Source organism: Actinomadura sp. NPDC048021 (genome assembly GCF_040653135.1).
GTDB classification, from domain to species: Bacteria; Actinomycetota; Actinomycetes; order Streptosporangiales; family Streptosporangiaceae; genus Spirillospora; species Spirillospora verrucosospora.
The window spans coordinates 1-2,199 of sequence record NZ_JBEZJQ010000058.1; the positions used below are offsets into that span (position 1 = coordinate 1).

Sequence of the window (2,199 nt, forward strand, 5' to 3'; positions counted from 1 at the left end):
TGTTCGAGCTGGTGGCGGGCGATCTCGTTGCCGCCGTGGTCGAAGATCATGAATCGGGTGCTGGTCGTGCCCTGGTCGAGGGCCCCGACGAAGTCGGCCATGGACTCTTCCTTTCCGCCCGAGGGAACGGGCCCGTCAGGTGACGTCGTACTCCGGCTCCGGCGCCGCGGGCAGGCCGCCCTCCTCCTCGGGGAGGTGGCGCCCGACGAACAGCAGGTACAGGCCGGCGCCGAGCACGCCCCCGATCAGCGGGCCCCCGATCGGCACCCAGAAGTACAGGTCGCCGTACTGGTCCCGCCAGGCGGTGTCGTATCCGGTGATGAACTGGGCGAGCCGCGGCCCGAAGTCGCGGGCCGGGTTGATCGCGTAACCCGCGTCGGAGCCGAACGCCATGCCGATCGCCACCACCACCAGACCGATGATCAGCGGCGCCAGGTTGGCCAGCGGCGGCGCGTTGCGCACGTCGGTGAGGGCCAGCACGAGGAACAGCAGGATCGCGGTGCCGATCACCTGGTCGCGGAACGCGCCCCAGGTGCCGATCGGCAGCGTGCCGTTGCCCGGCAGGGTGGAGAACACGAACTGGGACTTCAGGGTGTGGCCGGGGTCGAACTTGGCGAGGATCTCGCTGTAGTCCCACCGGACGATCAGCGCGGCCACGAAGGCGCCGAGCGTCTGCGCGAACCAGAACGGCACGACCCGGCGCCAGGGGAACCCCTTGAACACCGCGAGCGCGAGCGTCACGGCGGGGTTCAGGTGCCCACCGCTGGTCCGGGCGGCGACGTACACGCCGAGCGTGACCCCGATCCCCCAGGCCCAGGCGATGCTGTCGTGGCCGCCGAGACTCTGCGGCGCGCCGAGCCCGCTCGCCGCCACGGCCTGGGCGACCACGCCGACGCCGAACAGGATCAGGATCAGGGTGCCGGCGAACTCCGCCAGCATCTGCCTGGCGAGTTCGGGCAGCCTCGGCCCTTGCGCCATGTCTCCTCCTCAGGCATGTGAACCAGGCCACGACGGCCGTGATCGTGATCGTTCCCAAGGAGGGCGAGGCTACACAGAGTGAGTTAATGACCCCGGAAAGCTTCCTCCAGCCACCACGAGGGGCGGCTGCGCGTGATCTTGGCGTCCACGACCATCGGCCGGTCGCGGGGCCCCGCCAGCCAGGCGCCCACCGCCGCGAGGTCGCCCGGCGTCCGGACGGTCGCCGCCGCGCAGCCGAACCCCCGCCCGACCGCGGCCAGATCCGCGGGCGGGAACGTGACGGTGTCGAGGGGGTGCCCGCCCGGACCGAAGTGGTGCACCTCCGCCCCGTAGGCCTCGTCGTCGTAGACGAGCACGAGCAGGCCGAGCCCGAGCCGGACGGCGGTCTCCAGCTCCGCGACCGACATCAGGGCGCCGCCGTCGCCGAGCGCGGCGACGGTGAGCCGGTCCGGGCGCGCCACCGCCGCGCCGATGGCGGTCGCGAGGCCCAGCCCCACCGACTGGAACGCCTGCGTGAACACCAGGCCGTCCTCGTCGGGGACGTCCAGGAACATCGCCGGGTAGCCCATGAAGTTCCCGGAGTCGACGGCGACCGTGCGCTCGCGGGGCAGCATCCCGTCCAGGGCGATCGTCAGCGTGCGCGGGTCGATGCGGGGGCCGTCCGCGCCGTCCTCGCCGGGATGCTCGTCGTAGGGGACGTCCTGCCAGCGGCCCTCGCGGGCGAGACGCTCCGCCACCTCGGGCGTGCGGTACCCCGTGGCCCGGTGCCCGCGGGCGCCGAGCTCGGCCGAGGCGGCCCGGGCGGTCTCGGCGGCGTCGCCGATCAGGCCGAGGTCGACGGGGCGGTGCGCGCCGAGCGCGTGCGCGTCCACGTCGACCTGCACGACCGCGGCGGCCCGGTCGACGAGCGCGCCGTGCCGGGTCGTCCACATGTTCAGCGAGCAGCCCCACGCGACGACCAGGTCGGCGCCGCGGATCAGCTCCACCGCGGAGGGCGTGGCGAAGCCCCCGCTGACGTCCAGGGCGAACGGGTCGCCGGCGAACAGGCCGCGCGCCACCGCCGACGTCGCGGGCAGCGCCCCGCAGCGCGCGGCGAGCTCGGCCAGGGCGTCGCGGGCGCCCGACAGGCGCGCGCCGCGTCCCGCGACGAACTGAGGCGCGGCGCCCGCTTCTTCGGCCTGATGCTGCTGTTCGCCGCGGCGATGGCCGTCACGGTGACGA

2 protein-coding genes are annotated in these 2,199 nt (G+C 73.9%); both read right to left on the reverse strand.

Translation table 11 applies throughout. From position 1 onward, the window contains the following. Nucleotides 1-135: 135 nt before the first annotated feature. Nucleotides 136-978 (reverse strand): MIP/aquaporin family protein, encoded by an 843-nt coding sequence (locus AB0C87_RS42795; protein ID WP_345187843.1) that lies wholly within the window; start codon nucleotides 976-978, stop codon nucleotides 136-138. Between the two features lie 83 nt (nucleotides 979-1,061). Then, nucleotides 1,062-2,199 (reverse strand): thiamine pyrophosphate-dependent enzyme (locus AB0C87_RS42800; protein WP_360582297.1); only part of this gene is annotated, 1,138 nt, incomplete at its 5' end.

What these genes read in the sequence shown, in the direction of transcription:
- AB0C87_RS42795 (WP_345187843.1), bottom strand. Translation starts at nt 978, where the DNA reads ATGGCGCAAGGGCCGAGGCTGCCCGAACTCGCCAGGCAGATGCTGGCG.